Annotated in this window: 19 protein-coding genes; 9 read left to right on the top strand and 10 right to left on the bottom strand. The window is 74.6% G+C overall.

Translation table 11 applies throughout. The features are described from left to right. Positions 1–11: 11 nt before the first annotated feature. On the bottom strand, positions 12–686 hold the full coding sequence (locus ACFZCD_RS09365) for a TetR/AcrR family transcriptional regulator (protein WP_391829199.1): 675 nt from the start codon (positions 684–686) through the stop codon (positions 12–14). A 70-nt stretch (positions 687–756) separates the two neighbouring features. On the opposite strand from ACFZCD_RS09365, the gene ACFZCD_RS09370 reads away from it, so the two are divergent. Together ACFZCD_RS09370 and ACFZCD_RS09375 are read left to right on the top strand one after the other, a co-directional pair. Further along, on the top strand, positions 757–2214 hold the full coding sequence (locus tag ACFZCD_RS09370) for an MFS transporter (protein ID WP_391829200.1): 1458 nt from the start codon (positions 757–759) through the stop codon (positions 2212–2214). Between the two features lie 107 nt (positions 2215–2321). Next, positions 2322–2924 (top strand): NAD(P)H-dependent oxidoreductase, encoded by a 603-nt coding sequence (locus tag ACFZCD_RS09375; RefSeq protein WP_391829201.1) that lies wholly within the window; start codon positions 2322–2324, stop codon positions 2922–2924. Positions 2925–3000: 76 nt separating this feature from the next. Here the strand turns inward: ACFZCD_RS09375 and ACFZCD_RS09380 are convergent, their stop codons facing one another. From ACFZCD_RS09380 to ribA, 7 genes are all read right to left on the bottom strand, one after another. Next, positions 3001–3741, bottom strand: a complete 741-nt coding sequence (locus ACFZCD_RS09380) for a class I SAM-dependent methyltransferase (protein WP_391829202.1) — start codon at positions 3739–3741, stop codon at positions 3001–3003. Continuing rightward, positions 3738–4970, bottom strand: coding sequence for an NAD(P)H-dependent oxidoreductase (locus ACFZCD_RS09385; RefSeq protein WP_391829203.1), 1233 nt, complete (start codon positions 4968–4970; stop codon positions 3738–3740). Before ACFZCD_RS09385 ends, ACFZCD_RS09380 begins: the two co-directional genes overlap by 4 nt. Continuing rightward, entirely contained in the window at positions 4967–6055 is a 1089-nt protein-coding gene (ribD, locus tag ACFZCD_RS09390) for a bifunctional diaminohydroxyphosphoribosylaminopyrimidine deaminase/5-amino-6-(5-phosphoribosylamino)uracil reductase RibD (RefSeq protein ID WP_391829615.1), read from the bottom strand. Before ribD ends, ACFZCD_RS09385 begins: the two co-directional genes overlap by 4 nt. A gap of 38 nt (positions 6056–6093) precedes the next feature. Beyond that, the gene (locus ACFZCD_RS09395) at positions 6094–7086 is read right to left on the bottom strand and encodes a formylglycine-generating enzyme family protein (protein WP_391829204.1); all 993 of its coding nucleotides are present in this window, start codon (positions 7084–7086) and stop codon (positions 6094–6096) included. After that, positions 7083–7871: a class I SAM-dependent methyltransferase gene (locus ACFZCD_RS09400; protein ID WP_391829205.1), complete on the bottom strand. Its 789-nt coding sequence runs from the start codon at positions 7869–7871 to the stop codon at positions 7083–7085. The genes ACFZCD_RS09395 and ACFZCD_RS09400 overlap by 4 nt, the downstream gene beginning before the upstream one ends. A 132-nt stretch (positions 7872–8003) precedes the next feature. Further along, a complete protein-coding gene (locus tag ACFZCD_RS09405; protein WP_391829206.1) occupies positions 8004–9716 on the bottom strand; it encodes a WD40 repeat domain-containing protein in 1713 nt (570 codons plus the stop codon). Beyond that, complete coding sequence (gene ribA / locus ACFZCD_RS09410; protein ID WP_391829207.1) at positions 9713–10318, bottom strand: GTP cyclohydrolase II; 606 nt, start codon at positions 10316–10318, stop codon at positions 9713–9715. The genes ACFZCD_RS09405 and ribA overlap by 4 nt, the downstream gene beginning before the upstream one ends. A 452-nt stretch (positions 10319–10770) precedes the next feature. Here ribA and ACFZCD_RS09415 point away from each other — a divergent pair, with 452 nt between their 5' ends. Beyond that, the gene (locus ACFZCD_RS09415; RefSeq protein WP_391829208.1) at positions 10771–11163 is read left to right on the top strand and encodes a DUF6233 domain-containing protein; all 393 of its coding nucleotides are present in this window, start codon (positions 10771–10773) and stop codon (positions 11161–11163) included. 115 nt (positions 11164–11278) lie between these two features. Here ACFZCD_RS09415 and ACFZCD_RS09420 read toward each other — a convergent pair whose 3' ends face one another. Then, on the bottom strand, positions 11279–15163 hold the full coding sequence (locus tag ACFZCD_RS09420) for a type I polyketide synthase (RefSeq protein WP_391829209.1): 3885 nt from the start codon (positions 15161–15163) through the stop codon (positions 11279–11281). Between the two features lie 437 nt (positions 15164–15600). Here ACFZCD_RS09420 and ACFZCD_RS09425 point away from each other — a divergent pair, with 437 nt between their 5' ends. From ACFZCD_RS09425 to ACFZCD_RS09445, 5 genes are read left to right on the top strand one after another with little or no spacing between them, the layout of a single operon-like run. Further along, the gene (locus ACFZCD_RS09425) at positions 15601–16881 is read left to right on the top strand and encodes a phenylacetate--CoA ligase family protein (RefSeq protein ID WP_391829210.1); all 1281 of its coding nucleotides are present in this window, start codon (positions 15601–15603) and stop codon (positions 16879–16881) included. Further along, positions 16878–18230, top strand: coding sequence for an MFS transporter (locus ACFZCD_RS09430; protein ID WP_391829211.1), 1353 nt, complete (start codon positions 16878–16880; stop codon positions 18228–18230). Before ACFZCD_RS09425 ends, ACFZCD_RS09430 begins: the two co-directional genes overlap by 4 nt. Further along, the gene (locus ACFZCD_RS09435) at positions 18227–19369 is read left to right on the top strand and encodes a GNAT family N-acetyltransferase (protein WP_391829212.1); all 1143 of its coding nucleotides are present in this window, start codon (positions 18227–18229) and stop codon (positions 19367–19369) included. Before ACFZCD_RS09430 ends, ACFZCD_RS09435 begins: the two co-directional genes overlap by 4 nt. Continuing rightward, a complete protein-coding gene (locus tag ACFZCD_RS09440) occupies positions 19366–20532 on the top strand; it encodes an acyl-protein synthase (protein ID WP_391829213.1) in 1167 nt (388 codons plus the stop codon). The genes ACFZCD_RS09435 and ACFZCD_RS09440 overlap by 4 nt, the downstream gene beginning before the upstream one ends. Next, entirely contained in the window at positions 20529–23048 is a 2520-nt protein-coding gene (locus ACFZCD_RS09445; protein ID WP_391829214.1) for an aldehyde dehydrogenase family protein, read from the top strand. The genes ACFZCD_RS09440 and ACFZCD_RS09445 overlap by 4 nt, the downstream gene beginning before the upstream one ends. A gap of 140 nt (positions 23049–23188) precedes the next feature. On the opposite strand, the gene ACFZCD_RS09450 is transcribed toward ACFZCD_RS09445, so the two are convergent. Continuing rightward, positions 23189–24118 carry a phosphotriesterase gene (locus ACFZCD_RS09450; protein ID WP_391829215.1) on the bottom strand — a complete coding sequence of 310 codons (930 nt, stop codon included), beginning with the start codon at positions 24116–24118 and terminating at the stop codon, positions 23189–23191. A gap of 84 nt (positions 24119–24202) precedes the next feature. Between ACFZCD_RS09450 and ACFZCD_RS09455 the strand changes: the two genes are divergently transcribed. Then, positions 24203–24766 (top strand): CGNR zinc finger domain-containing protein, encoded by a 564-nt coding sequence (locus tag ACFZCD_RS09455; protein ID WP_391829216.1) that lies wholly within the window; start codon positions 24203–24205, stop codon positions 24764–24766. Positions 24767–24785: the final 19 nt, after the last annotated feature.

Consider the following 24785-nt stretch of genomic DNA (forward strand, 5'->3'; position numbering starts at 1 on the left):
TGCCCCGCGCGTCAGAACCCGTCGAAGACCCCGTGTTCGTGGCGCCCCCGCCAGGAGTCGGTCGCCACGCCCTTGAGGACGACCTGGACCACGTCCTCCGCGAGCGTCGGGGTCACCGGCAGGTGCCCGAAGAGCACCCGGTAGTACGTGGTGGAGGCGAGCATGTCCAGCAGCAGGTCGATGTCGGCGTCGGGCCGCAGGTCACCGCGCCGGATCCCGCGCCGCAGCGCCTCGGCGGTCGAGGCCCGGCGCGTGTGGAAGAAGCGCTCCAGGAACAGGCTCTCCAGCTCCGGGTGGTCGGCGAGGTCGGCCACGAGGGCGGGCAGGACGCGCCGCCCGAGCGTGGTGCCGAACGCCTGGCTGAGCGTGCCGATCCCGGCGATCAGGTCGCAGTGGGTGCAGCCGGTGTCCGGCGTGGGGGTGGTGCCCACCGTGGTGACCAGCGCGTCCACGACCAGGTGCTGGCGGGACTGCCAGCGCCGGCGCAGGGCCGGCTTGCTCGTCCCCGCCCGGGCGGCCACCGCTTCGAGGGTCAGGTTCCCGTAGCCCGACTCGTTGAGGAGCTCCATCACCGCGGCGGGCACGGCCGCGTCGATGCGCCCGTCCCGTGGCCTTCCTGTGCGCTGCTGCGTGCCGGGGCGCGGATCCCGCGCTTCGGCCACCGCGCCGTTAGGGGTGTTCACCATGCGGCCAGTATAGGTAAGCTGCAATTGATTCCGTCCCGGAACGTAACGAAACTTGGTGCTGGAGGTCGTGGTGTCACAAGAGGTGAACCAGCTGGCGGAGGGGGCCGGAGCCCCGGCGGCGCCTTCCGGGGCGGACCGCGCCGCCCCGCCGGCGGAGAGCGTGTTCGCCGGGGCCTACCGGGCGCTGACCCTGGGCGTCGTCCTCTCCGTGAGCATGGTCGCCTTCGAATCCCTGGGCGTGGCAACGGTGTTGCCCGGCATCGCCGCCGACCTCGGCGGACTCGGCGCCTACGGCTGGGGTCTGTCGGCGCTCATGCTCGCCAACGTCGTCGGCACGGTGGTCGCCGGCCGTACCGCCGACCGGCGCGGGCCCGCGGGCTCCATGGCGGCCGGGATGCTGGTCTTCGCCGCCGGCTGCGCGGTGGCGGGCGCGGCCTCCGGCTGGCCGCTGTTCCTCCTCGGAAGGGCGCTGCAGGGCCTAGGGGTCGGGGCCGTCATGAGCATGGCCTACACGGTGATCGGACTCGCCTACCCCGAACGCCTCCGGGCGCGGATGTTCGCCCTGCTCTCCTCCGCATGGACCGTCCCCTCGCTGATCGGCCCCGTGATCGCCGGCACCCTCGCCGAACTCGCCGGGTGGCGCGGCGTGTTCCTGCTGATGCTGCCCCTGATCGCCGGTGCCGCCGCCCTCACCCTGCCGGGCCTGCGCCGCCTCGGAGGCCCCTCCGGCACCACCGGCAGCGACGCCCCCGCAGGCCCCTGGTGGAAGAGCCCGCTCGCCGCCGCCGTCCTCCTCACCGCCGGCACCGCCCTTCTTCTGCAGGCCCTGCTGCTCAAGAACCCCGTGCTGCTCGTCGTGCTCGCCCTCGCCGGCGCGGCCGTCGCCGTACCGGCCCTGCGCCGGGTGACCCCGCCCGGAACGCTGAGCCTGCGCCCCGGCACCGGCGCCGGCATCGGCATCCGCTTCCTGCTGTGCGGCGTGTACTTCGGCAGCGAGGCCTTCCTCCCGCTCGGCCTGCAGGAACTGCGCGGCGTCAACGCCTCCCTGGCCGGACTCGGCCTGTCCGCCGGTGCCATCACCTGGGTCGCCGGCTCCGCCTGGCAGGCCCGGCGCGACGGCCGGCCGGGCGGTCGCACCGGCAGCGTCACCCTCGGCTTCACCGTGCTGCTCGCCGGGCTCGCCGTCATGGCCGCGGCCGTCCTCGTCCCCGCCGTGCCCCCGCTCCTCGCCATCGCCGGCTGGGCCCTCGGCGGCATCGGCATGGGCATCGGCTTCAACGCCGCCACCACCGACACCCTCGAACAGGCCCCCGCCGCCCAGCAGGGCCTGGTCAGCGGCTCCCTGCAACTCGCCCAGACCCTCGCCACCGCCCTGGTCTCGGGCATCGGCGGCGCCGCCGTCGCCATGGCCCACCACCACGGCGCGACGACCCGGGCCGGGCTGCTGTTCACCTTCGCGCTCACCGCGGTGCTCGCCCTGGCGGGCGTGCTCGTCTCCCGGCGGCTGCGCCCCGCCCCGGCCGGCTGACCCGCCGACTGCCCCCCCGCAAGCCTCTTGCGACCCCTGAACGCACGTCCCCTCAAGGCCCATCCGTCAAGGCCCACCCGTCAAAAAACGAAGGAAGGAGTCCCACCGTGGAGAACGTACTGCTGCTGGGGCTGAGCGCCCCCACCGACGACGACCCCTACGGCGACCCGCTGCTGCGCGCCCTCTCGGCCCCCGGCGCCTCGGGCACCCGGCTCGTCGTCAGCACGGCGCCGTCCGTCCTGGCCCGCGCGGGCAGCGGAATCGTCGCCCCCTCGCACCCCGTGGCCGACGCGCTGCGCCAGATGGCCTCGCTCGCCGACGGCATCGTCCTCACCGCCCCCGAGTCGGACGCCGCGCCGCCCGACTCACTGCGTACGCTCATCAACTGGCTGACCTGGCCCGCCGAGGGCTCCCCGCTCGCCGGCAAGCCCGTGGCGGTCATCACCACCTCCACCGCCCCCGCGGCCGAGCCCGACGCCTACTGCGAGGCCGAGCGGATGCTGTTCACCGCCGGCGCCACCATCATCGGCCCGCGCACCGTCGTGCCGCGCGTCGACCGTGCCCTGCGCGAGGAGCCCGACGGGCAGGCGACCTTCAGCGACCCCGGCGCGGCCGTACGGCTGCTGTTCCACATCCACCGCACGGCCGCCGCCGCCCGCGAGCACTCGGGCCTGCCGCCCGCGGACGACTTCAAGCCCTGGCTCCTGTGACGGGGGCCTCCGGCGGATCACGGAGGCCGCGCCCCGGGCGTGCACCGCGATCCGCCGGACCGGCGGCCGTCAGCCGTCAGCCGGCGATGCAGCGCAGCATCACCAGCGGCGGGTTGGCCAGGAAGTCCTCCCAGAACTCCGCGCCGTACAGCCTGACGCCCTCCTCGGGCACCTCCAGCGGCACCCACGTGACGTCCCGGAACCCGGCCGCCCAGAGCGCCCCCTCGCAGACCTCGCGCCGCGGGTAGTTGGTCACGAACTCGACGGGCGACTCCAGGAGCGCCGTGATCCGCACCCGCGGCCCCACCTCGCCCTCGGCCACCCGCTCGTAACGGAAGCCGTACTTCTCGGTCGGCGGCCCGTCGAAGCGGTAGTCCGGCGCCTGGGTGAGCACGTAGAACGCGCCGCCCGGCCGCAGGCTGCGGTGCACGCCCCGGCACATCCACTCCATCGTGGCCGCGTCGTCCGCGTAGTTGAGCAGGTAGACGGCCGTCGCCACGTCGAAGCGGCGGTCGAAGACGGGCAGGTCCGACCCGTCGGCCACCCGGTAGCGCACGCCGAGGGGGCTGCGCTCCTCGATGGCCCGCGCCGCGGCCACCATCCCTTCGGAGACGTCGACGCCGAGGACGTCCGCCGCGCCGAGCCGCTTGGCCTGCCGGGTGTAGAAGCCGGTGCCGCACGCCAGATCGAGGACCGACCGGCCGGTCAGGTCCCCGAGCATCCGCAGAAAGCTGGCCGACTCCGGATAGCGGGCCATGGGCAGCGACTTGAAGCCCTCGTAGGCCTCGCCGATGTCGTCGTACTGCTTGACGGTCATGTGACTTCCTTCCCGAGGGGGGTGTCCGCGCGGGGCGCGGACGGGCGTCGGCGCAGCCGGTCGCCGGCCAGGGCCATGCGCCTGCCCTGGTGCCGCGCGGCCGCGAGCGCCTGCACGGTCGGCAGGGCCCCCGCCGACCGGGTGTGCGACGTGCCGTACGGGTTGCCGCCCGCCTCGAAGACCGCGGGGTCGGTGTAGCCGGGCGGCACCACCACCGCACCGGAGTGGTGCAGCACGTGGTGGAGGGAGAGCAGGGCCGACTCGCTGCCCGCGTGCGGCCGCGCGGTGGAGACGAAGCCGCTGGCGGGCTTGCCGGCGAGCGGCCCCGGCCCGGCCGGGGGCTCCAGCGACTGCAGGAAGCCCAGCAGCGGCGCGGCCACGGCGCCCGCCCGCGCCGGGGCGCCGAAGACCACCGAGTCCGCCCACGCGACGTCGTCCGGGCCGACGGCGGCGGCGGGCGGGGCCCCGCCCGCCCGGGCGGGCAGCCCCGACTCGCGCCGGACGCCGGGCCCCACGAGCCGGCGCAGCCGCACCTCGGCGCCGAGCTCCCGGGCCCCGGCCGCGCACTCCTGCGCCAGCAGCCGGACCGTCTCGTCCTCGGCGCAGTGCACGACCGTCACGCGGCCGCGCTCCCCGCGGCCCCCGGCCCGCGGGCGGTCCTCCGCGGGGCGGCGCGGCCGCGCCCGGCCGGCCGCGGCGGCCAGCCGGTGGCCCAGCGCCCAGGCCGCGGCCAGGTCGTCCTCCGCGACGGAGCCGTCGCGCAGGGCGGTGACGGCCAGCCCGTACGGATTGCCGCCCGCGCCGTGGAAGGCCGGGTCGCCGGGCTCGGTGCCCAGCACCCAGGACCCCCAGTGGTAGACCGACTGATACAGCGTCAGCAAGGTGGCCTCGCGGCCGCCGTGCAGACACGTCGCGGCCGTCATGCCCGTCACCACCCGGTCGGCCAGCAGCCCCTCGCACCACAGCTTCGACGTGCTGTCCAGGAACCGCTTGAACGCGGCGGAGACGTTGCCGAAGTACGTGGGCGAGGCCAGGACGAGGCCGTCCGCCCACAGCACGTCCTCCGGCGCCGCCACGCCGTCCGGCAGTCCGGGGCCCGGCTCGTCGCCGGCGACCCGCAGCAGCCGCACCTGCGCGCCCCGGGCCCGCGCCCCGGCCGCCGCCGCCCCGGCCAGGGCCCGCATGGTGCCCCGGCGGCTGTGGTAGACGACCGCGACCCGAGGGGTCACGGCGCCTCCTCCGGCTCCGGCCCGCCGGGCAGCGGACGGGCGCGCAGCACCAGCCGCACGTCGTCGCCGAGCCGGCCGGCCTCGTCCAGCTGCAGGCGCAGCGCCTCGCTCAGGGTGCCGGCCCCGAACCCGTCGAGCACCGCGCGCCCGTCGCCGCCGAGCAGCAGCGGGGCGACGTAGGCGACCACGCGGTCGAGCATGCCGCGCGCGGCGAACTCCGCGGCCAGCCGCGCCCCGCCCTCCAGCAGCACGGAGCGCAGTCCCCGCTCGTACAGCGCGTCCATCAGTGCCGTCAGGTCCAGCCGCCCGCCGGCCTCGGGGAGGGCCAGCACCGTGTGTCCGTGGGGAAGGGCGGGCGGGGTTGCGGACTCGCCGACGACCACCAGGGTCGGGGCCGCGTCGTCCAGGACGCGTGCGCCGGGCCTGATCGCGCCGGTGCGGTCCAGCACGACGCGCAGCGGCGGCCGGCCCGTCACGCCGTGCCGCAGCCCCAGGTGGGGGTCGTCCGCGCGGAGCGTCCCCGAGCCGACGAGCACCGCGTCGTGCGTGGCGCGCAGCGCGTGCGCGTCGGCACGGGCCTCGGGGCCGGTGATCCAGCGCGAGGTGCCGTCGGGCGCCGCCGAGCGGCCGTCGAGGGACCCGCCGAACTTCCAGGTCACGCACGGCCGGCCGAGCCGGGTCGCGGTCAGCCACAGCTCGTTGGCCCGCTCCGCCTCCTCGCGCAGCACGCCGCCCACGACCTCGGTCCCGGCGGCCCGCAGCCGCTCGGCGCCGCCCGCGTGGCCGGGGACGGGGTCCGGCACCGCGTACACCACCCGCTTCACCCCGGCCGCGAGCAGCGCGTCCGCGCAGGGGCCCGTACGGCCCCGGTGGGCGCACGGTTCCAGGGTGACCACGGCGGTCGCGCCCCGGGCCCGGTGCCCCGCGGCGGCCAGCGCCTCGACCTCGGCGTGCATGTGGCCCGCGCCCCGGTGGTAGCCCTCGGCCACGGTGGCGCCGGACGCGTCCAGGAGGACGCAGCCCACGACGGGGTTGGGGCTGGTGCGGCCCAGCGCGGTCACCGCGAGCTCCAGGGCCCGGCGCATCGCCTCGCGTTCCGCCGGAGTGGCGGCGGGCGCGGCCGTCACGGCGTCTCCGCGAGCCGGAAGCCCATGGCGTAGATCTCGCGCTTGTACCAGCCGTGCCGGCGGCGGCAGCGGGCGAGGTCGCCGAAGCGGGTGAAGCTGCCGCCGCGGGCCACCCGGTAGGCGCCCTCGGCGACGGCGAGGTCGTCGGCGACCTCCTCGCCGCCCGGGTAGGGGGCGTAGTCGCCGGCCACGTACTCCTCGACGTTGCCCGCCAGGTCGTACACGCCGAACGGCGAGCGGCCGGCCGGGAAGATGCCGATCGGCGTCGTCGTCAGCGGGCCCTCCTCGACGGTGTTCGCGGCCCCGGGCCGGAAGTCGTCGCCCCACGGGAAGGCGCGCCCGTCCCCGCCGGAGGCGGCGTACTCCCACTCGGCCTCGGTGGGCAGCCGGAAGCGGCGCCCCGTCCGGGCCGAGAGCCAGTCCGCGTACGCGTCGGCGGCCTCGGGACTCACCGTCCACACGGGGTGGTTGGCGCACTGCTCCGGGTAGACGCCGAAGCGCCAGCCGGTGGGCAGCTCGGTGCGGCCGGTGTCCTCCAGGAACAGCCGGTACTCGGCGTTGGTGACGGGGTACAGGGCGATGCGGTACGCCGCGAGGTCCGCCTCGTAGGCGGGGCACTCCTTGGCGATCCACTCCTCCTGGACGCCGGCGTGGCGCCAGCGGCCGGTGACCTCGGCCACCTTCCCGGGCTCCAGGCCGAGCCGGACCCGCGCGGCTGGGACGTCGGCCATCGGCGGGTCCTCGGGGCGCAGCCGGGGGTCGCCCGTCAGACCGAGGACGGTGCCGGCGGCGTACCGGCGGGCGAACGGCTCCGCGGGGTCCTGCGCCACGGCGACGAGGGCGTCCGGTTCCGCGGCGAGCAGGTCGCGGTGGCCGGCCAGGACGTGCTGCGGGCCGCGCGCCACGAAGGCGTCGGGCAGGCCCATCGCGGCCCGGTCGGTGAGCGTGTGGGGGTTGGCGAGGATGACCGGTGGCGTGCTGCTGGTCATGACGGGTCTCCCGTGGACGGTCGGAGGGGGTTTCCGGTCTGCGGCCCGCCGGCCTCGGCGCGGCGGAAGGTGCTCACGAGGTAGGCGAGGTCCCCGACGGCGCGCGGCACCCGGCAGGCCGCCACGAGGGCGAACCCGTGGGCGGCGGCCAGCGCGGTGAGCTGGGGCTCGGTGAACTCGCGGTACAGGCGGTTCCCCGCGTTCGCGTAGAGGCCGCCCTTGCCGTCCGCCGCGTGGAAGACGGAGAGCGTGAGGAGGCCGCCGGGGCGCAGCAGTTCGTGGATGCGGCGCAGGTACGGCCCGTACGTCCCCGGGTGCTGGTGGTGGAAGCACCCGTTGTCCAGCGCGGCGTCGTACTGCGCGGTGCCGGGCAGGTCGAGGGCGGCGGTGGCGAGGAACCGGGCGCGGCCGGGGTGGCGGGCGGCGAGGGCCTCCCACTCGGGGGAGGCGACGAGGTCGATGCCGGTCACGCGGTGCCCGGCGGCCAGGAGCAGCCGGGCGTCGCGGCCGTGACCGGTGCCGATGTCGAGAACGTGAACGGAGCCGCCGGAGCCGCCGGGGCCGGGGGCGCCGGCCCGGGTGCTCGCGGTCCGTGCCCGGAGGGCGCTCATGAGGGCGCGCGGCGCCTGGCGCATCGCCTCCTCGCCGGTCCACACGTCGCGGCCGCGGGCGTAGTGCTCGCGGAAGTCGCTGTGCAGGAGGGCGGCGTAGGCGCGCTGGTCGGGCGGTACGGCGTCGGTGCGTTCGACCGTGTACCGGTCGGCTATGGAGTGGCTTGCGCCCATCGGTGCACGGTCCTGTCGTGTGCTCGTGGTGGTGCTGGTGCTGAGGTGGTTCCGGGTGCGGGCATGGGTCGCGGGGGGGGGGGGGGGCGCCCCCCCCCCCCCCCCCCCCCGCGACCGGTCGCCGGCCCGTCCTCAGACGGCGGGCGTGTAGTACACCTGGCCGTCGTAGGACGACGCGGCGAACGCCTTGCGCTCGGCGTCCCAGGTGAGGGACGAGATGCCCGCGGTGGTCGGGCGGACGACGGTGGTCCACGCGCCGGCGGTGCGGTCGTAGAGCGCGATGCGGCCGTTGTAGCTGCCGGAGGCGATCACCCGGCCGTCCGCGGAGGCGGCGACGCACTTGATCGAGTGGGTGTGCGGGGTGTCGAGGACCTCGGCGCGCTGCTCCGGGTCCCAGACGCGCAGCTTCAGGTCGCGGCTGACGCTGGCGAACCAGCCGTCGCCCAGGCCGGCGCAGCCGTTGGCGATCCGGTCGTGCGCGTCCTCGATGGTGGCGACCTTGGTGAGGTCGGAGATGCGGTACCAGGTCGCGGAGGCGTCGGCGGCCACGGAGAAGATGAGGTCGCCGGAGACCGCGACGCCCTTGACGGCGTTGGTGTGCAGCGGCAGGTCCTCGACGTGCTCGGCCTCGCCGGCGCCGGTCAGGCGCAGCAGCAGGCCCTCGCCGGTGTAGGCGCCGACCACGGCGTAGGAGACGCCGTCGCGCTCGAAGGCCGCACCGCAGTTGAGCGGGGAGCGGTGCTGGTGGAGCTCACGGCCCGTCAGGGCGTCGAAGACCTTGCCGAGCTGGCCGCCCGAGAGGACCAGGCCGCCCAGCGGCGTGAGGAAGTTGCACAGGCTGCCGGTGCGGGCCACGACCTCGCCCTCGTGGTGCACGACACCGGTGTCGCCGCGGTGCACGATGCCCGCGTCGCCGATGGTCAGCGTGCCGGAGGGGGTGGGCAGCACGGCGTTGACGCCCTGGGTGGGGGCCACCTCGGCGGCGTCCCAGGTGCGGCCCTCGTAGTCGTAGCCGCGGTAGCCGGCGCCGAAGGTCGCGAAGACCAGCCGGGAGCCGCCCGCGAAGGCGCAGGAGCGGGGCCAGACGTCGTCGGGCAGGGCGGTGGTGTCGCGGCGCTCGGGGACGCCCGAGGCGACGTCCCACAGCTGCATGGTGCGGTCGTAGCTGAGGCTGACCAGCAGGTTGCGGGCGTCGTCGAGGACCAGGCGCTTGATGCCCGCCTCGTGGGCCGGCAGCACGGTGCGCTCGGTGGGGCCGACGACGATGATCTGTCCCTCGTCGTTGCCCGCGAAGATGGTGCCGCCGGAGGAGATGGCGATGGTGTCGGTTTCGATGCCGTCCATGTCGAGGTCGGCGACGAGCCCGCCGGTCTCCAGCGACCAGCGCTTGATGGTGCCGTCGTCGCTGGAGGAGATCAGCTCGTCGGCGTCGCGGGCCCACTCCACCGAGATGACGTCGGCGGTGTGCCCGGCGAAGCGGGCGACGAGGGTGCCCGAGAAGTCGTAGACCCGCACCCGGTGGTCCCGGGAGGCGGTGGCTATGAGCTCCTTGGACGGGTGGAAGACCGACATCTCCACGTCGTCCTCCTGGTCGGCGAGGACCGCGACCAGGCGCAGGTCCGGCACCGTCCACAGGCGGGCGGTGTAGTCGCTGGAGGAGGTGACCAGGTGGCGCCCGTCCGGGGAGAACGCGCACTGGTTGGCCAGGTGGTCGTGGAAGGAGCGGGCGAGGGCCGTTCCGGTCTGCTGGTCCCAGCAGATGACCTGGTTGTCGTAGCCGGCGGTGGCGACGTAGGCGCTCTGCCACGCCGCGATGCCGCTGATGGGTCCCCGGTGCTGGATCACGCTGTTCCTTCCACGAGTTCGATCGAGTGGCCGCCGTACTCGGCCTTGGCCCGCAGGTAGTGGTCGTTGTTCTCGTTACGGAAGATTCCGGTACGAACCTGCTCCACGACCTCGATGCCGTACGCGGCGAGCTGCGCGGCCTTGTCGGGGTTGTTGGTGTGCAGCCTGATCCGGGTCACGCCGAGGGCCTGCAGCATCTGGGCGGCCGAGCGGTAGTCCCGCAGGTCGTCCGAGAAGTTCAGCTCGCGGTTGGCGGCGAACGTGTCCAGGCCCTGGTCCTGCAGGCGGTAGGCGTCGAGCTTGTTGTACAGGCCGATGCCGCGGCCCTCCTGGCGCAGGTAGAGCAGGACGCCGCCGGACGCGGCGAGCAGCTGCATCGACTCGGTCAGCTGCGGACCGCAGTCGCACCGCGCGGAGCCGAAGACGTCTCCGGTCAGGCACTCGGAGTGCAGCCGGACCAGCGGGACGTCCGCGATCGGTCCGAACTGCACCGCCACGTGCTCGAGCCCGTCGCCGAGCCCGGTGAACGTCACCATCTGGCCGGGCGTCCAGGCCCCGTCGGCGCGCTGCACGGGTATCTCGACGCGGGCTCTGATGCCCACGGACCCCTCAGACGGTTCCACCGACGCCCCGTGCAACGGGGTGTCCTCCCCATTGAGTGTTTTGGGCACTGCTTCCTCCCGTAGAGCGAGCACGCCCCGAACCCCAGGGCGCAGTCACAGCATGAATGCGGAGGGCAGCGCGGACAGCACGGTCCGTACCGGTACGGGTACCGAGATCATTTGACAGCGGTACCGAACCATCCGGTCTGTTTGGTTTGGAAGGCCGAAGGTTTCAGGGGCCGGTGACGTCCTGGAGCCTAGGGGAGCCGGAGGCGAAGATCCGGCGTTTGCGATCACCCGTGCGGACGGGCCGGCTCCGGCTTACTCTTTCGGGCTAACTCCACGCCGAGCGGGAACCGCATCGGGGCCCCGCTCGGGCACCTCGCGCAGGGGTACCGCGACCTGCGCAACCGCCCTCCGCGGGAGGCCCCGCGCTGCTACCGTCGCGCGGCATGGAGCAGCTCTTCAGCGACGACGAACTCGCCCTCATCACGGCGGCCGCGCAGGAGTCGGGGATGGACCCGCGCGACTGGGTCCGCGCCGTGGTCCTGCAAGTCCTCACCGACGACGCCTACTTGGAGGACGATCCGCCGGCATCCGGCGGCCACCGCCAGGGGGACGGCCGCCCGCCGTACCGGGCCGACATGGAGCACGCGGTCTGGCCGGTCACCACGCACCGCGGCTCCGGGCGGAACATGCACGAACTGCACCACGCCGGATGCTGGGTACCGAAGGGAGGCGAGGTGACCATGTCCACGGCGCAGGCCCGCGAGGAGCTCCTCGCGCGCAACGCCCTTCCCTGCGAGGCGTGCCAGCCGGAACGGTTCCTTACCCCGCTGGTCTAGCCGTCCGCCGCAAGTGCTGCCGAGCGTGCGGCGGCCCGTGTACGGCTCCCGGGCCGGGGTGCGTGCACGGGCCGCCCGTGCGCCGTCCCCGCTGCTGCGCGGACGGCGCCGGCTGTTACGCGGAGGCCGTCACCGGCTCGCTCTCCGGGGCGAGGAGGGAGGTGACGTGGCCGGCCAGCCCCTTCGCGGTGGGGTAGTTCCACAGCACGGTCACCGGCAGCCGCACGCCTAGCAGCTTCTCCAGCCGGGCGCAGACCCGCATTGACATCACCGAGTCGAGCCCGAGGTCGGTCAGCGGCCGCTCCGGGTCGAGTTCGCCGGCGGGCATCTTCATCTCGCGCGCCAGCCGCCCCGTGATCTCCTCCTGGACGCGGGCGGCGAGCACGTCCGGCGGCAGCTCCCGCCACCGCGCCGGGTCGTCCCCGGCGCCGGCCTGTGCGCCGTCCGCGGCCTGCGGCTCCGGGCCGGCGGCGGCCGCGCCGTCGTCCGCCGCGGCGCCGTGCTCGTGGAGCGCCCCGAAGCGCGTCCCCGGCAGCCAGGCCCGCAGCCGTCCCTCTTCGTCGCTGATGACGATGTCCACGGTGTCCGTCGCCGGGTCCACGAGGCGGATGTCGACCCAGCCGGTCTCGGGGGCCTCGCCCACCACCCGGACCTCGCGGATGTGCGCGGGCATCCGGACCGCGGGCGGCCCGCCGTAGATGACGGGGACGATGCCCAGCGCGGCGTCCAGCAGCGGCGCCCACGTGACCTGGTCGCCGGGCACCGCCGGCGCGTGCACGCGGGCACGGAGGACGCCCTCGCCGGTGAGCAGCTCCTCGACCGTCCACGGCCAGGCGATGCCCTCCACGCCGATGGCGTCCAGGCGCCCGATGACGACCGACGGGTCGGCGGCCGTCAGGCCCTCGGGTGCGGTCACGGACACCATGCCCGCCGGGAAGGGCGGCGCGTCCGCGGCCATCGTCGACGAGGTGGTGTGCGTCAGCCAGTTGCCCGGCCCGGTCGCACCGGAGGGGCCCGTCGGCCGGGTGCTCAGCCGCAGCGTCAGCCCCTCCTGGACGACCTGCACCTCGCGCGGCGTCGCCAGGGCCACCGGGAACTTCAGCGAGACGCCGAAGAGCGCCTTGCTGCCGCCCTGACCCGGGGCGGCCTCCAGGAACGTGTGGATGATCGAGGAGGCGGGGACGATCGACGTGCCGTGCAGGGCGTGGCCGCCGGGGAACGGCCGCACGGAGTCGTCCAGGTAGGTGTTCCAGACGCGCAGGGGCGTCGTGCCGGCCACGTCGACCGGCGGGCCGAGCAAGGTGTGCCCGGTGACGTCGTGCCCGTGGGCGACGACGGCACCCGCCGGCAGCACCGCGTCGGTCCAGTAGCGGCGGTGCTGCCAGGCGATCGGGGGCAGCTCCGCCATCCGGTCCGCCGGGTAGTGGGCGGTCCAGTCGACCGCGGCGCCGTGGCTGTGCAGCGCGGCCAGGTTCAGCAGCAGCGTGCGCAGTTCGGGCCGGTTGCGGCGCAGGCTGTGGGCTACGTGGCCGCCCGCCACCTCCAGGTGGTCCAGCGTCTCGCCGACGGAGTGGGAGACGACGGGGTGGGGCGAGACCTCCAGGAAGCGGCGGTGCCCGTCCTCGGCGGCGGCGGTGACGGCCTGGGCGAGGCGCACGGGGTTGCGCAGGTTGGCCACCCAGTAGCCGGCGTCGTGGCGGGCCCGGGCGCGCGGGTCGTCGAGCGCGGTGCTGTACAGGGGCACCTCGGGCATGCGCGGCCGCAGGTCCGCGAGGGCCTCGCGCAGCGCTTCCGTCAGCGGGTCCATGTGCGCGCTGTGGAAGGCGACGTCGGAGTTGACGGGCCGGACGGCTATGCCCTCGGCTCCCCAGTCCCGGACGAGGGCGGCGACCGCCTCCGTGTCGCCCGAGACCACGGTGGAGCCGGGGGAGGAGGCGATCGCGGCGCAGACCGCGGGGTGGCCGGCCAGCCGGGCGGCCGCGTCCTCGAAGGGCAGCGCGGCCATGGCCATCGCGCCCTTGCCCGCGACCCGGCGCAGCAGCGCGGACCTGCGCCCGCTGAGCCGCGCACCGTCCTCCAGGGTCAGTGCGCCCGCGGCGACCGCCGCGGCGATCTCGCCCACCGAGTGGCCGATGACGGCGGCGGGCCGGTGTCCGTACGAGCGCCACACCTCGGCGAGCCCGACCTGCACCGCGAAGATCATCGACTGGGCGCGGTCGACGGCCTCGAAGTCCCCGGAGACGATCGCCTGCCGCGGCGAGAAGCCCAGCTCGGTGCGGAACACCGGCTCCAGGCGGTCGATGACGCCGGCGAACACGGCGTTGTCCGCGAGCAGTTCGCGGGCCATCCCGGGCCAGTGCGAGCCGTGCCCGGAGAACACCCACACCGTCCCGTCGCCGGTGCCCGGCCGGACGGTGCCCTCGGCGACGTTGTCCTGCTCCTCCCCTTCGGCCCCCTCAGCGACTGCCCTCAGGGCGGCCACGAGCTCCGCCCGGCCGTCCGCCACGACGGTGACCCTGTGGTCCAGGTGGGAGCGCCGGGTGGCCAGCGTGTGGCCGACCGAGGAGAGCGGGGTGTCGGGGTGGCGCTCCAGCCAGTCGGCGAGCCGGCACGCGTACTCGGCGGCTCCCGCCCGGTTCCGGTAGGACAGCGGGAAGAGCCGCGGCCCGCCCGCCGGCGGCTCCGCCCCGGCGGGCCCGGCGGGCTCGGGCGCCTCCTCCAGGACGACGTGGCCGATCGTGCCGCCGTAGCCGTACCCCGAGACGCCCGCGCGCCGCGGGGCGTCGCCCTTGGGCCAGACCTGGTGCTCGGTGACCAGCCGCAGCCCCCACTCCTCCCACGGGATGTCCGGGCTGGGCTCGCTCGTGAGGACCGTCGCCGCCATCTCGGCGTGCTGCAGCATCAGCGTCGACTTGATGATGCCCGCGACGCCCGAAGCCGGCTCGGCGTGCCCGATGTTGGACTTCACCGAGCCGATCCAGCAGGGCTTGCCGGCGGGCCGGCCCGCGCCGAAGACCGCATGCAGCCCGGACGCCTCGACCGGGTCGCCGAGCCGGGTGCCCGTGCCGTGCGCCTCTATGTAGCCCGCGGTCGCCGGGTCCAGACCCGCCCGCTGCCAGGCCAGCCGCAGCAGGTCGCGCTGCGCGTCGGGGTTGGGGGCCATGATGCCGCTGGTCCGGCCGTCCTGCGCGACGGCCGTGCCCTTGATCACGGCGAGGACGCGGTCGCCGTCGCGCGTCGCGTCGGACAGCCGCTTGAGGACGAGCACGCCGCAGCCCTCGGCCCGGCCGTAGCCGTCGCCCTCGGCGTCGAAGGGCTTGCTGCGCCCGTCGGGGGAGAGCGCGCCGGCCGCTTCGAGGGTGAGGGTGTAGGCGGGGGAGAGGATGATGTTCACGCCGCCGGCGAGCGCGAGCGAGGTCTCGCCCGCGAGCAGGGACTGGCAGGCCAGGTGGACGGCGACCAGGGAGGCGGAGCAGGCCGAGTCCAGCACGAAGCTCGGCCCGTGCAGGTCCAGCACGTGCGAGACGCGGTTGGCGATCCCGGTCAGCTGGGCGCCGATGCCCGTCCACGGCTCGATCCGGGGCAGGTCCTCCAGCAGCCGGCGCCCGTAGTCGTCCGAGCAGGTGCCGATGTAGACCCCGGCGTCGGATCCGGCCACCGAGCGGGGCGCCATGCCCGCGTGCTCCAGCGCCTCCCAGGCGACCTCCAGCACCAGCCGCTGCTGGGGGTCCATCAGCTCGACCTCGCGCGGTGCGATGCCGAAGAACTCGGCGTCGAATCCGTCGACGGCGCCGATGAAGTTCCCCGGCCGTTCGGCCCTGCGCAGCGCTTCGGTGAACTCGGGGCTGATCCTGGTATAGGCGCGCCAGCGGTCCTCCGGAGTGGACTCGACGGAAACCTTGCCGCCGGTCAGGAAGTCCCAGAAGGATTCGGGCGAGTCGATACCGCCGGGGAAGCGGCAGCCGATGCCGACGAGGGCCACAGATTCTTGTGCGGGCATGCGTGTCAATTCCGTTCGTCTCAGCGAGCGTGATGGATGACAGGGCTTACGCATTGATGAATTCTTGATGGCTTCTTGATCAGCGCCGAAGCGCTCGTGCAACGTTCACACGTTGTCTCCGGGCGGTCCATGCAGGACGGGCGACATTGTCAAATCGAGAACCACAGGGTGTGCTGCGGGAACGTCAGACAGCTGCCGACGGAAGGGGGTTACTTGCGGTTACCCTCGATTTCAGGCCAGGAGAAGCGGCCGGTAGGCGACCGATTTTGCAGTACGTTCGACCGTGTCCCATGATTGTGACCGCGCGTCAGGCGGATGCCGGCGCTTCACGAGTGCGTGGTGCATGCGTTCTCGTTGAACAGTCAACCGGCGAGCGGTGAGCACCGGCTCCGCCCGGCCGGAAACCCATCCTCATTCTTGAGCTAGGCAAAGGCAGCATGCCCGTCCATCAGCTATCGGACCTCATACGTTATGTCCGTCACAACTCCCCGTTCTACGCGGATCTCTACGCGGACCTCCCGCCGGATGTGGACTGCCTCACCGACCTTCCGGTGGTCGAGCAGAGCGATTTCTGGGCCGCCAACACCCTGCACGCCAACCGGGTCCTGACCGCCCCCCTCGAAGAGGCCTCGGTCTTCAAGACCGGCGGCACGACCGGCGCCCCCAAATTCTCCTGCTACACCCGCGAGGAATGGCGGGAGTTCGTGACCGCCTTCGGCCACGGCCTCGTCGACGCCGGACTGCGCCCCGGCCACCGCGTCGCGGACCTCTTCTACGCCGGTGAGCTCTACGCCAGCTTCCTGTTCGTCCTCGACTCCCTCTCCCACGCCCCCGTGAGCAGCGTCCGCCTGCCCATCGGCGGCGCCGCCCCGCTCGAGTCGACCGTCCCCACGCTGCGCGACTTCTCCGCCGAGGTGGTGGCCGGCACCCCGACCACCCTGTGCCGCCTCGCCGAGCACCTGATCGCCGCGGGCGAGCAGCTCCCCTCCGTCGAACTGCTGTTCTTCGGCGGCGAAGCCCTCTTCGACGACCAGCGCCGCCTGCTGGCCGGCGCCTTCCCCAACGCCGAGGCCCGCTCCCTCGGCTACGCCAGCGTCGACGCCGGCCTCCTCGGCCGCCCCGTGCCCGGCCCGGACGCGCGCACGCACCGCGCCTTCACCCCGCACACCGTCGTCGAGATCCTCGACGACGCCACGGGCGAGCCCATCCGCGAGGCGGGCCGGCCCGGCCGCGTCGTCGTCACCCAGCTCTTCCGCCGCCTCATGCCCGTCATCCGCTACCCCGCGGGTGACCGCGCCGAGTGGACCGATCCCGGGGCGGGCGTCTTCCGCATCCTCGGCCGCGCCGAGGAAGGCGTGCGCGTCGGCCCCGTCTCGCTCTACTCGCAGGACGCCCAGGCCGCCGTCGCCGCCGCCGACCACGACGGCCGCGTGGTGGGCATGCAGCTCGTCGTCCGCCGCTGGGAGGGCCGCGACGGCCTCGTCCTGCGCCTCGCCGTGTCCCCCGACGACCCCGGCTCCGGGGACCCGGCCGGGCTGGACGCCCTCGCCAAATCCGTCGTGACGGAGCTCGAGGAAGCCCGCCCCTTCTACCCCGACGCCGTCGCCACGGGCTTCGTCCACCCCCTCTCCGTCGAGTGGGTGCGCCACCGGGACCTCGCCGTCAACCCGCGCTCCGGCAAGCTGGTCCGCGTCATCGACGAAAGGCCCACGGCATGACCGCCGCCCCCGCGGCCGGCAGCCGGCTGCCGCTCGTCCTGCGCAACCGCGCCTTCGGCGCCGTCTGGCTCGGCCAGGTCCTCACCCAGGCCGCGGTCCGCATGTTCCAGGTCGGCGTCTCCTGGTGGCTCGTCGCCTACGCGGTCTCCGGCGGCAACGGGCTCGCCTCCGGCCTCTTCATGGCCGTCAGCACCCTGCCCGCCGTGGCCCTCGCTCCGGTCGTCGCGCGGGCGATCGGCCGCTTCGCCCACCGCTCGGTGCTGCGCGGCGCGGCCGCCGGCGCCGCGGTCGCCGCGACCGCGCTCGCCGTCTGGGCCTACGCGAGCGACCTGCCGATCGCGGCCGCCTACGCCGCGACCCTCGTGCTCGCCACCTGCCAGGCCTTCTTCGACCCCTGCCTGACCACCTCCGTGCCCGAGCTCGTCGACGACGAGGACATCGAGGCCGCGACCGGCTTCGAGCTGTCCACCCAGTCCCTCGCGAGCCTCGGCGGCGCCCTCCTCGGCGCCCTGATCGTCGACCGCGCCGGCATCCCCGGCCTCGCCGCCGGATGCGCCGCCGCCTACGCGTGCGCCGCCGTGCTGATCGCGGCCGTCCGCTTCCGCACGCCGGACGCGACCGGCGACGGCACGGAGACCGGCGACGCGGCCGGGCCGCGGACGCTGCGCCAGGTCCTGGCCGGGCTGCCCTTCGTCCGCGCCATCCTCGTCTGCTTCACCGCGGCCAACCTCTTCACCACCGCCGTGTTCATCGTCATGCCGCTCTACACCAAGTCCGTGCTGCACGGCGACGGTTCGACGGTCGCCCTGCTGGAGGCCTCGCTGGGCACCGGCACCCTCATCGGCTCCTTCACCGGCGCCCGCATCCCGGGCCGGCCCACCACCGTCGGCTCCGCCTGCCTCGGCGCGATGGCCCTCGCCCTCGCCGTCCCCGGCATCATCGGCGAACGGCCCGTCATCGCGGGCGCCCTCGCCGTCACCGGCTGGTGCGTCGGCGTCATCGGCGTCCGCTTCGTGGCCCTCTTCCAGCGCCTCGTGCCCGCCGGCGACAAGCCCGCCTTCTTCGCCGTCATGCAGGCCGTGCTCGGCGCCACCTTCCCCCTGGCCTCGCTGCTGTTCGGCCTGCTGGGCGACCACCTGTCCGCCCAGACCCTGTGCCTGATCCAGGCCGCCGGCCTGGTCCCCGCGGCCTGCGTCCTGGCGCTGCTGCGCGAGGGCCCCGCGGACGGCACCCCGGCCGGGACCGCGGAGGAGCACGCGGAAGAGCCCGCGACGACGTCCGTGACGGAGTCCGCCGGCAGCGCCCCCCGCCCCCCAGCGGTGGCCGCCACCGCGGGAGGCGACCGGTGAACCCCGCCCCAGCCGTCTCGCAGGCCACCCCCGGCGACATCGCCGACCTCCGCCAGCTCTACTACGCCGTCTACGGCCCGCACTACCCCACGGCCCTCGGCACCGACCCCGCCGTGATGGCCCGTCTCATCGAGGACCCGCACACCGTCTGGCTCGTCACCCGCTGCCCGGACACCGGCGCCCTCACCGGCTCCGCCGCGGTGCACTCCGAGCCCGGCAGCCGCCTCGGCCGCCTCGAAGGGCTCGCCGTCCACCCCGCCCAGCGGGGCTCGGGCATCGCCGGCCTGCTCACCGACACCCTGTGCCGGCGCACCCTCGACGCCGGCCGCCTCGACTCGGTCTACGCCACCGTCCGCACCGTCAGCGCGGGCCCCCAGCGCGTCGTGAGCCGCCACGGCTTCCGCCCCATGGGCGTCCTGCCCAACGCCGTGGACCTCGTCAGCCGCGAGAGCCTCGCGCTCTACGCGCGTTACTCGCCCGGCGTGCTGGAGCGCCGCGCCCCGGTCGCCGAAGTGCCCGGACCGCTGCTCCCCCTGCTGCGCACGGCGGAGCGGACCCTGGGCATCAGCTACGCGGACACCCGCGCCACCGAGCCCGCTCCGGCCCCCGCCGCATCCCCGGCCGCGGAACTGGAGATGATCGAGGCGCCGGCCTTCGTCCGCCGCCGCTTCCAGGAACGCTTCCCCGACGCCGGCCGCTGGTTCTACCCCCTGCACACCCCCAACGTGCTGCTCGTCCCCGACGACGGCAGCTTCGAGGTCTACGCCTGCCTCAACCGGGCCGGCGGCTACTGCGCCCTCGTCGCCGGCCACCCCGGCCCGGCGGCCGCGGCCGCGCACCTCGAACCGATCACCCGCACCCTGACCCGCGCCGGCGCCGGCTACGTCGAGGCCCTGCTCCCGCTGGACCGGCACGACCTGCTCTCCGCCGGCCTCGCCCAGGGCTTCATCCCCAGCGCCCTCTACCCGGCCATGCGCCGGGAGGGCGACGGCTTCCACGACTACGTCGTGATGTCCCGGACCACCGAGCAGATCGACTTCCGCGGCCTGGTCGCCGACGCGGCCCTGCAGCCCTTCCTGGATTCCTACGTATCGGCCTGGGCGTCGACGTATCTGCCCTCACGCGAGGTTGCCTCATGACACTCAAGACACCCCTCAATCCCCATCTCGCCCCGGTCACCGTCCCCGACCCGGACGCGCTCGCACACGTCCAGCGCCTGTGCGACCTGACCGACCCCTACACCTCCGGCCCGGCCGAGGAGGAGCTGTTCGCCGCCGCCATGGCCGAGAGCCACGCCTGGCACCGCGAGCGCTCCCCGTTCTTCCGCGACCTCCACGAGGCGACCGGCGAGGACACGCCCTACCGCGCGCCCCTCGTCCACGCGAACTTCTTCAAGCGGCACGAAGTGCTGTCCATCCCCCGCGAGGACGTCCACCTGCACCTGACGTCCTCCGGGACCACCGGGCAGAAGTCGCAGATGTTCTTCGACGAGTGGACCATCCGCTCCGCCCAGCGCATGGTCGCCCGCATCTTCGAGCGCAACGGCTGGATCACCCCCGACCAGCCGGTCAACTACCTGCTCTACAGCTACGAGCCCGCCCGCGACCTCAAGCTCGGCACGTCGTTCACGGACAACTACCTCTGCGACTTCGCCCCGGCCCGCCAGGTCGAGTACGCCCTGCGCAACACCGGCGGCGGCCACGAGTTCGACCCCTTCGGCTGCATCGCGGCCCTGCGCCGCTTCGCCGAGGACGACGCCCCCGTCCGCATCCTCGGCTTCCCCGCCTTCCTCTGGTTCACCCTGGAGCGCATGCGCGCCATGGGCCTGCCGCCCCTGAGGCTGCCCGCGGACTCGCTGATCATCCTCGGCGGCGGCTGGAAGGGACACACCGACCGGCAGATCGGCAAGCACGAGCTCTACGCGCGCGTCACCGAACAGCTCGGCATCCCCTCCGAGCGGATCCGCGACACCTTCGGCTCCGTCGAGCACTGCATCCCGTACATCGAGTGCTCCCACCACAACCTGCACGCGCCGGTGTGGTCCCGGGTGTTCATCCGCTCCACCCGCACCCTCGAACCGCTGCCGTACGGCGAGAAGGGCTACCTGCACCTCGTCTCCCCGTACATCACCTCCGTACCGGCCCAGAGCGTCGTCATGGGCGACCTCGCCTCCCTCCACCCCGGCGAGGAGTGCGGCTGCGAGCTGGACACGCCGTGGTTCACCATCCACGGCCGCGCCGGAGTGAGCCGCAACAAGAGCTGCGCGGTGGCCGCCGCCGAGCTGATGAAGGGAATGTCATGACCAACGCGGAGCTTTCGATGGACCCGGTGAACCACCACTACTGGCAGGGCGCCTTCATCGGCGACGACGAGGCCGCCCGCCGCCTGGAGACGCTGCCCGCCGCCGTCGAGCAGGCGCTCGCCGCCCCGCTCGACACCGAGACCGTGCTCGCCGCCTGCGACGCCCTGGCGCGGGCCCTGCGCGACGCGGCCCACCCGGTCCGCGCCCGCCTGGCGCCCCACGTGCCCGCCGGCGAGGACGCCGGCGCCCTGCTGGGCGAACTCGCCGCCTTCCTCGACCGCAGCGCGCTCAGCCGCAAGCTCCGCCGCGAACTGGGCGGCACCGCACCCCAGCGGCTGACCCGCCCCGACGCCAAGGAGACCGTCTACGAGGCGTGGGCCCCCGTCGGCCTCGTCGCCCACATCGCCCCCGGCAACGCCGCCACCGTCGCCCCGCTCAGCCTGATCGAGGGACTGCTCGCCGGCAACGTCAACGTCCTCAAGACCAGCAGCGCCGACACCCTCCTCGCCCAGCACCTCCTCGCCGAGCTCGCCGCCCTCGACCCGTCCGGCGCCATCGCCGAGCGCGTCATCGTGCTGCGCTTCTCCTCCTCCCGCCAGGACTGGCTGAAGCTCATGTGCGCCCCCGCCGACGCCGTCGCCGTCTGGGGCGGCGAGGCCGCCGTCGAGGGCGTCGCCGCCCACGTCCCGCCGGGCGCCCGCCTCGTCGAGTGGGGCCACAAGATCTCCTTCGCCTACCTCACGCGCGACGCGTGGGCCGACGAGGCGACCCTCGCCGCCCTCGCCGCCGACGTGTGCCTCTTCGAGCAGCAGGCCTGCTCCAGCCCCCAGGTCGTCTACCTCGACACCGAGGACGCCGACGAGGTCTTCGCGTTCGCGGAGCGCTTCGCCGCCGTGCTCGCCGGCCTGCCCCCGGCCGAAGGGGAGCCGCTGGACCCGGCCGAGGAGGCCGAGCTCACCACCACCGAGCTCATCGCCCGCCTGGAGGAGCACCTCGGCCTGACCCGCGTGCACGCCGCCCCCGACGGCTCCTGGCGCGTCATGGCCGACACCCGCCCGGCGCTGACCGCCTCCCCGCTGCACCGCAGCGTGTGGGTCAAGCCCCTGCCCCGCAAGGGCCTGATCGGCGCACTGCGCCCCATGCGCCGCTACCTGCAGACCGCCGGCATCGCCGGCAGCCGCACCGACGTCGCGGAGCTGTCCGCCACGGTCCTCGCCGCCGGCGCCACCCGCGTCACCCCCGTCGGCGCCATGACCGCCGGCTACTCCGGCGAACCCCACGACGGCGTCTACGCCCTCCAGCGCTACAGCCGCCGTGTCGCCGTCCAGGCCGACGAGCGCTTCGCCACCACGGCCTGCCTCGACGACCTGGCCCGCGCCGCCGACTTCCCGGCGCCCGCAGGCCCGCTGCTGGACAAGGCGGCCGTCCAGGACCGCAACCACGACGTCGCCCGCGGCGACGCCGAGCTGTACTTCCGCAGCGGCGGCAGCACCGGCGCCCCCGCCCTCTCCCTCTTCAGCTACGACGACTACGACACCCAGATGCACGCCGCCGCCCGCGGCCTGCTCGCCGCCGGCTACGACCCGGCCCGCGACCGCACCGCCAACCTCTTCTACTGCGGCGGCATGTACGGAAGCTTCATCAGCTTCTTCTCCATCCTGGAGCGGCTGGGCGGCGTCCAGATCCCCATGGCCGCGGGCCCGGACCACCGCGCCACCGCCGAGGCGATCGTCGCCTACGGGGTCGACACCCTCTTCGGCATGCCCTCCTACCTCTGGCAGCTGCTGCACGAGCAGGAGGAGGTGCTGCGCTCCTACGGCGGCCTCCGCAAGATCTTCTACGGCGGCGAGCACTTCACCGAGGAACAGCGGCGCACCCTCGCCGAGACCTTCGGCATCGAGGTCATCCGCTCCATCACCTACGGCAGCACCGACCTCGGCCCCCTCGGCTACCAGTGCACCGAGAGCACCGGCAGCGTGCACCACCTCCACGCCGACCTGCACACCCTGGAGATCCTCGACGTCGCCGCCGACCGGCCCGTCGAGCCGGGGGAGACCGGGCGCCTGGTCTTCACCACCCGCGCCCGCCGCGGCCAGCACCTCGACCGCTACGTCATCGGCGACCTCGGCCGCGCCCTGCCCGGCCGCTGCCCCTGCGGCAGCCACGCCCCCCGGTTCGAGCTCCTCGGCAGGCTCGGCGACGTGATGCGCGTCGCCACGTACTTCCTCAACTACCGCCGCTTCGTGGCGATCGCGGAGGAGAGCCTGCGCTTCGTGGGCGAACTGCAGGTCGTGCTCGGCAACGACGGCTCCCGGGAGAGCCTGACCGTCCGCATGGAGCGCACGGCCGCGACGGACGCCGCCGCGGCCCGGGAAGCCTTCCTCGCCGGCTACCCCGAACTGCGCACGGCCGTCGAGGAGAAGCTCCTCGGCCTCACCGTCGAAGCGGTCGACGGCGCGTCCCTGCACCGCACCCCCACCAGCGGCAAGCTGCGCACGGTGGTGGACAACCGGTAGCAGGAGGCCCCCGCGCCCCTGCCCGGCCTCGTCTGCACGCACGCTGCGGCCGTCCTCGGCCGTGGCGGCGTCGGCGAGGAGCGATCCGCGCCCCGTCAGGGGCGCGGGGAACTGCGCGACCAGCCACGGACGACCCGCAGTTACTCGACTGCACAGGCCGCGGAAGCATCCACCGGCCAGTCGGCCGCAAACGCCCGGGCGGGGTTCGCAACGAACACCCGCTGGGTGAAGTCCTCGCCGAGTTCGTCCGTCAACGCCGGCCAAAGCCGACGCAGCAGATACGACATGCCGGGGCCGCCCGCCGAAGCGCGGGCCGCGGCCGTCGTGGTGTCGCCGCCCAGCAGGACCTGCCCGGCGTGGCCCGCCTCCGCCAGGGCCGTCAGCGCGTCGAACAGCCGCCAGTCCGTGGTGTGATGGGCGCGCGACGGGCCGTCGAAGGCGAGGAACGCGCCCGCCCGCGCCGCCCGCAGGTGCATGCGCACGTCCGGGAAGCGGCCGAGGTGGCCGAGCACGACCCGGCCGGGCGGGACCTCCAGTTCCCCGCACAGCAGGTCCAGCACGTCCGGGGCGCCCGTGCCCAGTTCGAGGTGGACGGCGATGGCCGCGCCCGTCGCGTGATGCGCCTCCGCGGCGGCGGTCATGACGTGCCGGGCGTGGGCGTCGAGACCGTGGAAGCCTCCGGCGACCTTCACCAGCCCGGCGCGGACCGGCCCCTGCGTCAGGTCCCGGACGAAGAGCTCCGCGAGCCGGTCCCGGTCGCGCTCCAGGCGCTCCCGCTCGTAGTGCACCGCCTGGTGCAGCCCCGTCGCGGCGACCACGTGCACCCCGGTTTCCGCGGCCAGCGCGGGGAGTTCGGCCCGCCGCCGCCCCATTCCGCGGGGCGTCCACTGGATCACCGCCCGCCCGCCGAGCCGGCGGAAGGCCCGCAGCTCCTCGCGCGCTGCCTCCACGTCGTCCAGCTCCTGGCCGGGCAGCCGGGGGCTGCGCAGGAAGAGGTGGTCGTGAGCGTCGCACACGCCCAGCTCCGACGCGGGGACGTCCCCCAGGACGGTCCGTATGACAGGCCCCATCGTGTCTCCCTTTCCATGCGTAACGGCTCACCCGTTACGTGATCGACGTGATCACTGTAACGGGTGAGCCGTTACGATGCCGGTATGACCGACGAGGACCGCCTGGCCTTCCGCTTCGACTGCGGCGCCACCTGGCTCAACCTGCTCGCCACCAGCGGCCGGCACTTCAGCGCCCACCCGGTCGAGCGCATGGCCACGCCCGGACGGCTGGCGGAGTGGCTCGACCGCAGCGAGCTGGCGCCTGTACGCCCGCCCGGGCCCGCAGACCTCCGGCAGGCCCACGCCCTGCGCGAGACCCTGCGCCCCCTGGCCCTGGCCGTCGCCGAGGAGCAGCCGCCGCCGGCCGGAGCCGTCGAGGAGCTCACCCGTTTCCTCGCGGGGGCGGGTGACCCCGTACGGCTCGTCGTCGCGGACCGGCTGCTGCGGGAGCCGCCGGCCACCGCGCGGGCGGCCCTCGCGCGCATCGCCCGGCAGGCCGCCGACCACCTCACCGGCCCCGAACGCCGCACCCTGGCCGTCTGCCCCGAGCACGACTGCCGGGGCGTCTTCGCCAACCCCAACGGCCGCCGCCGCTGGTGCCCCTCGCCGGCCTGCGCGAGCCGCGGCCGGGTCCGCGCCCTCCGCGAGCGGCGCCGTACGGGGGAGTGACCGCGGACCCCCCGTACGG

This window comes from Streptomyces sp. NPDC008001 (genome assembly GCF_042958085.1).
GTDB lineage: Bacteria > Actinomycetota > Actinomycetes > Streptomycetales > Streptomycetaceae > Streptomyces.